The following is a 6121-nucleotide window of genomic DNA, read 5'->3' on the forward strand; positions in this document are numbered from 1 at the left end:
CGGCCAGTGCCGAGTACTCGCCGAGCGAATGGCCCGCGACATAGGCCGCGTCGCGGCCGACCGAGAATTCGGCCTCCGTCTCCAGCACCCGCAGCGTCGCGATCGAGACCGCCATCAGCGCCGGCTGGGCATTCTGGGTGAGCTGCAGGGTTTCAGCCGGACCGTCCCAGATGATCCCGGTCAGCTTCTCTCCCAGCGCGGCGTCGACCTCGTCGAACACCGCCCGGGCCACCGGAAAGGCATCGGCGAGGGCCTTGCCCATGCCGACTGCCTGCGACCCCTGCCCCGGAAAAGTGAATGCTGCCGTCATGGCGCTCCCAAGCTGTTTGGGCATGATCTCCGGGAAAGCCGGTTTCCGCTCCTTCCGGATCATGCTCTGGACGGGCGCGTAAGACACCGTCCGGGGCTGGGATGTCAAGCCGCGTTGCGGCATTGAAATGGGGACTTTCCCCTAGAACCCGCCGGCCCTCTGGTCCGCGCCTACTTCCGCGCCGGCCCTCGCCCGGCGTGCGCTGCTCACCAATTGCCCCGGCCGATCCTCATGATCCGGCTTTGCGGTCGCCAGTCTCAGCACCGCAAGATAGCCCGGCTGCACCTCCATGTGGCCGGCGTGCCGGCTTTCGCTGAGAATGCGGTGAACCCGCGGCAGGTTGTAGCACGGGACATAGAACAGCAGGTGATGCTCGAGGTGATAGTTCACGTAATAGGGGGCGATGAACAGCCGCTCGAGGAAGCCGGCGTGCGTGGTCCGGGTGTTGCGCAGGGGATCGTGGCTGTCAGGAACGACGGCGTGCTCGGCGATGTTGCGGATGCGCGTGATCACCATCATCCAGGTGAGCAGCGGAACCAGCCATAGCAGTGGATAAGCCCACCACACGCCGGCAGCCGCAAGCCCTGCAAACAGGAGCCCGTTGACGATGAATTGCGGCCCGAGCTTCTCCCAGAAATGCGCGGCACGCTGCCGCCAGGGCCATTGCTTCGGCCCGAGCGCATTGAGCAGTTGCGCCTTGCGCTGCTGATAGCCGGTCTGGCCGGTGATGTCGCGAATGAACTTGCGCCGGTAGCTCATCTTCGTGATCGGAAACGGCGCCGACAGCACGAGGTCGGGATCATCCTCCTGCTGCGTCCGCGCGTGATGCTGCAGGTGATAGCGGCGATAGGCGCGCGTCTCCGCAAAGATCGGATAGGCGCAAAACCACTGGCTCAATGTCAGGTTAGTCTTCTCGTCCGCTGAAAGGCATCCATGCGCGCCGTCGTGCATCAGGATCGCGAGCCCGAGCTGCCGCGAGCCGATGATCGCGACGGCGAGGAGATATGTCAGCGGATTCGGCCACCAGGCCACCAGCGCGATCGCGCCTGATATCAGCGCCCAGGCATGCGCAATCAGCGCGATGCCCTTCAACGTCGAGCGCTGGCGGACGGCGATCAATTGATCCTCGGTCAGGAAGTCGCGGGCGCGGATGCGAAGCGCGGTCATGGCGAAGTCTCCTCGTCGCGAGAGGTGGAAGTGGATGTGCTGGGATCGCCGACCAGGCGCAGGCGCGTGTTCTCGGCGCTGGATGTGGTGGTGGCCTGCTCGCAGAGCACGCGCAGCATTTCGCTGCACAGCTCCTCCGCCGAGCGGCCCATCGCATAGCCTTCGAGGATGACGCCGATCGCAGCTGCCCAGAACCGCCGCGAGGTCGCGGCGGGGTCGCGCAGCGTGCGCCAGCCGTGCCGTTCGATCTGCCCCGCATAGGCGCGCAGCCCTTCGCTGTGCAGCCGCTCGATGGTCCGCTCCACGAGCGGCGCGAGATCCTGGCGGCGCCGCGTCAGGGTCAGCGCCTCCGCAAAGAAGGCGACCGAATCGGTCGCCGTCACCGTCTCGACCAGCGCACGCGTGTAGTCCCGCGGCGTCTCCGCCCGCAGCGCAGCCTCCTCCGCCGCGCGCGCCACATAGAGCATGTCGCGGCAGGCGGCCTCGACGAAGAGCGCTTCCTTGGTGCGGAAGTAGTAGGTGATCTGGCTCGGAAAGGCATCCGCGGCCGCAGCGATATCGGTGATCGAGGCGCCGGCGAGCCCCTGTTCCTTGAACAGGCGGCTTGCGGCGTCGAGGAGCAGCGAACGCATCTTGCGCCCGGCCGCGCGTGTGGCCCGAACGGCATGTTTTGGATCGCCGGCTGGCGATTCGGACGCAGCTTTGGCCGCCATCAGACGCCTCCTCGATTTATTTGTATGATATACAAACAAATAAATCAAGACGGAGCTGGACGAACCGATCCGGCGCAGATTGGCCCGCCAAGCCGCCAAAAACCTCGCCCGGCAACCTTGCCAAAACGCGCAAAATCCTTATAAAGCCCGCCATCCGTGGGTCCCGGCCGGGAGCTGAACGGACGGTCTCAGCAATTTCATTCGTTGATTTTGATGTGGCAGGGCCAGTCGGCTCGTCGTCCCGTGCTTCCGCCTTCTGAGCAACATCGAGTCCTTTCCGAAGGTCTCGAAGGGCTTGTCGCCGGGAACCGCGCCAACTTTAGAAAGGACATCCATGCCTCTTTACGAGCATGTTTTTCTCGCGCGCCAGGACGCGAGCACCCAGCAGGTTGACGAGCTGACCGCGCAGATGACCGGTATCGTCGAACAGGCCGGCGGCAAGGTTACCAAGACCGAGAATTGGGGCGTGCGCTCCCTCACCTACCGCATGAACAAGAATCGCAAGGCGCATTTCGTGTTGATGAACCTGGACGCGCCCTCTTCCGCAATCAGCGAGATCGAGCGCCAGGAGCGGATCAGCGAAGACGTCATCCGCTATCTCACCGTCCGCGTCGAGGAGCTCGAGGAAGGCCCGTCGGCGATGATGCGCAAGGCTGACCGTGACCGTGAGCGCGATGATCGCGGCGGCGGCTTCCGCGGTGACCGCGAGGGTGGCGGCTTCCGTGGCGATCGCGACGGCGGTGGATTCCGCGGCGACCGTGGCCCGCGCCGCCCGCGCGATGAAGACGCTGCGACCGAGGAGTAAGAATCATGGCTGAAGCCGGTGCCCGCCGTCCGTTTTTCCGTCGCCGCAAGTCCTGCCCGTTCACGGGAGCGAATGCGCCGAAGATCGACTACAAGGATTCCAAGCTGCTGATGCGTTACGTCTCCGAGCGCGGCAAGATCGTGCCGAGCCGCATCACGGCCGTTTCCGCCAAGAAGCAGCGTGAACTCGCCCGCGCCATCAAGCGCGCGCGCTTCCTCGGCCTCTTGCCCTACGTGATTCGCTAGTCAATCCGGTCCGCAGCACCTCGCGCGCTGCGGACCATTTGCTCATAAGGCTTCCGGGTCGTCCGGTCGCCGATGGTTGGGGTTCTCAAGCAGGACCTCTAACCGCTCGAAAGGAGCGGGACAGCTAATGATCGCGACGTTGTTCATTGCTATCGCTGCTGGCTGCGCGTCGGCGTTGATGTTCGCCTCGATGATTTCGGGCGCGATGATCTCGCTGTTGCTGTTCTGGCTGGCGCCGCTGCCATTGATGATGGCAGGGCTCGGCTGGGGTCCGCTCACGGCAAGTATTGGCGGCATTGCGGCCGCGTCGGGCCTCGGCGCGATCTTCGGCCTGCCCTATTGCATCACCTTTGTCATCATGGTTGCGCTGCCGGCCTGGTGGCTCGGGTACCTCGCGCTACTGGGACGCCCGGTTGCCGAGCCGAGCCCAACTGGCGGGCCCGCTCCGGCGACCGCCAATCTCGAATGGTATCCGGTCGGCCGTATCCTGCTCTGGATTGCAGGCTTTGCCGTGCTCACCACGATGGCGGCCCTGCTCACGCTGGGCACCGACGCCGCCAGCATCGCGGGTGCCATGAAGCGCGGTCTGATGCGGGTTCTGGACTCGCGCATGGTGACAGCGAGCGCCGACATGGAACGCGTGGTCGACGCTATGGTGGCTGTCGCACCGCTCGCCGCGGTCATCGTCACCATGATATCGCTGACGATCAATCTCTGGCTGGCGACCCTGATCACGGCGACCTCGGGCCGCCTGCGACGCCCGTGGCCCGAACTGCGGGCGACTGCGCTCCCGGCAATGACATTGGTGGCTTCGTGCGTGGCCATCGCCCTCTGCTTCACGAGCGGCCTGTTGGCCATCCTCGCACAGGTCACGACCACCGCCCTGATGGCGGCTTATGCGCTCACCGGTTTCGCCGTGCTGCACACGGTGACGCAATCGCTCAATAGCCGCACACTCTGGCTGAGCTGCGCCTATGCCGTGGTTGTGATCTTCACCTGGCCGGTGATGGCGATGGTGGTGCTCGGAATAGCCGACGCGCTGTTCGGATTGCGCCAACGCTATCTACGGACCAGGCCGCCACCGCTCCCTGCATCCTGAATTCAACCGATCAACCCAAACCAAGATTGAAGGAGAAGCAATATGGAAGTCATTCTTTTGGAACGTGTCGCCAAGCTCGGCCAGATGGGCGAGGTCGTGAAGGTCCGCGACGGCTTTGCGCGCAATTTCCTCCTGAAGCGCGGCAAGGCGCTGCGCGCCACCGCCGATAACCGCGCCAAGTACGAAGGCATGAAGGCCGAGCTCGAGGCCAACAATCTTCAGGCCAAGTCCGAAGCCAGCAAGGTGGCCGAGAAGATCGACGGCCGCGAGATCATGATCATTCGCCAGGCCTCCGAAAGCGGTCAGCTATTCGGCTCAGTTTCGGTGCGCGACATCGTCACGGCGCTGGCGACCGACGGCATCATCGTCAGCCGGCCGCAGGTCTGGCTGGACTCGCCGATCAAGGTGATCGGCCAGCAGAAGGTGACGATCGCCGTCCACCCCGAGGTCGAGACCAACGTCACCGTCATCGTCGCGCGCAGCGCGGATGAAGCCGAGCGCATCAAGCGCGGCGAGGACATCTCGAGCCGCCAGGAAGACCAGGACGCCGCAGCCGAGGCGCTTGCCGCCGCCGGCGAGTTCTTCGATCCGGAAGCGCAGCAGGAGGAGCCGGTGGAGCCGGCGCCGGCTGCCGAGGAAAAGTAAGCCTCTTCGTTTACGGCAAGATCAAAGCCCGGCCTCGATCAGGCCGGGCTTTCGATTCGGGCCGCCGCCTTCTCATCCAGCATGGCGATCGAAGCGAGCGCGGTCGCGGTGTGCTTCTCTTTGCCGTCAATGACGCAGAACACGTCGGCCGCGACGACGGCGACCTGCCGTCCCGGCTTGATCACGCGCGCGCGGCAGATCAGGCGATCGCCGGACGCTGGCGACAATAGGTTCAATTTGTATTCGGCCGTCAGCGCCGCCTGGCCGCGCGTGGTCGCGGCCGCGATGGTGGTTGCGTTGTCGACCAGAAACGCCGTGACGCCACCGTGGAACAGGCCGTGCTGCTGCAACAGCTCCGGCCGCCGCCCGCCCTCGATGGTGCAGGTGCCGCGGGCGAGCTCGGACAATTCGGCGCCGACGTGATTCATGAATCCCTGGCGACCGACATTGTCGCGGATGCGCTTCGCGATCGGCGTGAAGTCGCGATCCAAATCCTCTGTCATGGCGTATCTCCACTTCTCTCCGCTGCGCCGGGAGCTGCAACGGCGCGGATCGCGCAGGCAATCAGCATATCGGCCTGCTCCCTCGGATCGCCGCGGTCGCGGCCCGACAGGTAGGCGCGGCAAAAGATCTGCGCGGGCCCGATGATCTGGCTGATGAAAACGGTTGGCGACATCGGCGATAGCTCGCCGCTTGCAAGCAGCGGCGCCCGCCAATTCTCGATCCCGTCAGCGAGCCGCACATTCTCCCTGCGCTGCGCGTCACGAAGCTCATCGCTCCATTCGCTGCGGGATATCTCGAACAGGAAGCGTGCTTCGCGCCGGTTGACGACGACCCAGTCGAGATGGGCGCGGATCAGCCGCCCGACCCCGTCCCGCGCGCCGCAGGATCGATCGAGCACCGCGAGCATGGCGGCGTGATAGCGCTGCAGGATGTCCAGGAACAGGGTGCCGGCGAGCGCCTTCTTCGATCCGAAGAAGTGGAAGAAGCTGCCGTTGGAGGCCCGTGCACGGGTTCGGATGGCCGCAACCGTCGCGCCCTCAAACCCATCGCGGTCGAAGACTGCAAGACCTGCGGCCAACAAGTCCTCTCGCGCCGTGGTTGCCATGCTCCACCTCTCTGGAGCTCTACTCTAGC

At 64.9% G+C, this 6121-nt stretch carries 9 protein-coding genes; 4 read left to right on the plus strand and 5 right to left on the minus strand.

All coding sequences use genetic code 11. The features are described from left to right. The 3 genes from CWO89_RS39610 to CWO89_RS39620 form a co-directional block, all read right to left on the minus strand. Positions 1–310 (minus strand): ACP S-malonyltransferase (locus CWO89_RS39610; RefSeq protein WP_130583734.1); only part of this gene is annotated, 310 nt, incomplete at its 3' end. Positions 311–451: 141 nt separating this feature from the next. Further along, positions 452–1477, minus strand: coding sequence for a fatty acid desaturase family protein (locus CWO89_RS39615; RefSeq protein ID WP_130583727.1), 1026 nt, complete (start codon positions 1475–1477; stop codon positions 452–454). Further along, on the minus strand, positions 1474–2190 hold the full coding sequence (locus tag CWO89_RS39620) for a TetR/AcrR family transcriptional regulator (RefSeq protein ID WP_130583728.1): 717 nt from the start codon (positions 2188–2190) through the stop codon (positions 1474–1476). The genes CWO89_RS39615 and CWO89_RS39620 overlap by 4 nt, the downstream gene beginning before the upstream one ends. A gap of 334 nt (positions 2191–2524) precedes the next feature. Between CWO89_RS39620 and rpsF the strand changes: the two genes are divergently transcribed. From rpsF to rplI, 4 genes are all read left to right on the plus strand, one after another. Further along, entirely contained in the window at positions 2525–2995 is a 471-nt protein-coding gene (rpsF, locus tag CWO89_RS39625; protein WP_130583729.1) for a 30S ribosomal protein S6, read from the plus strand. A gap of 5 nt (positions 2996–3000) precedes the next feature. Further along, positions 3001–3240 carry a 30S ribosomal protein S18 gene (gene rpsR / locus CWO89_RS39630; protein ID WP_007592020.1) on the plus strand — a complete coding sequence of 80 codons (240 nt, stop codon included), beginning with the start codon at positions 3001–3003 and terminating at the stop codon, positions 3238–3240. A 127-nt stretch (positions 3241–3367) separates the two neighbouring features. After that, a complete protein-coding gene (locus tag CWO89_RS39635; protein WP_130583730.1) occupies positions 3368–4339 on the plus strand; it encodes a DUF2232 domain-containing protein in 972 nt (323 codons plus the stop codon). Positions 4340–4381: 42 nt separating this feature from the next. Next, positions 4382–4984 (plus strand): 50S ribosomal protein L9, encoded by a 603-nt coding sequence (rplI, locus tag CWO89_RS39640; RefSeq protein WP_130583731.1) that lies wholly within the window; start codon positions 4382–4384, stop codon positions 4982–4984. A gap of 38 nt (positions 4985–5022) precedes the next feature. Here the strand turns inward: rplI and CWO89_RS39645 are convergent, their stop codons facing one another. Then, positions 5023–5487 (minus strand): PaaI family thioesterase, encoded by a 465-nt coding sequence (locus CWO89_RS39645; protein WP_130583732.1) that lies wholly within the window; start codon positions 5485–5487, stop codon positions 5023–5025. Next, positions 5484–6092, minus strand: a complete 609-nt coding sequence (locus tag CWO89_RS39650) for a TetR/AcrR family transcriptional regulator (RefSeq protein ID WP_130583733.1) — start codon at positions 6090–6092, stop codon at positions 5484–5486. Before CWO89_RS39650 ends, CWO89_RS39645 begins: the two co-directional genes overlap by 4 nt. Positions 6093–6121 lie beyond the last annotated feature (29 nt).

The sequence above is a fragment of the Bradyrhizobium sp. Leo170 genome (assembly GCF_004296405.1).
Classification (GTDB): Bacteria; Pseudomonadota; Alphaproteobacteria; order Rhizobiales; family Xanthobacteraceae; genus Bradyrhizobium.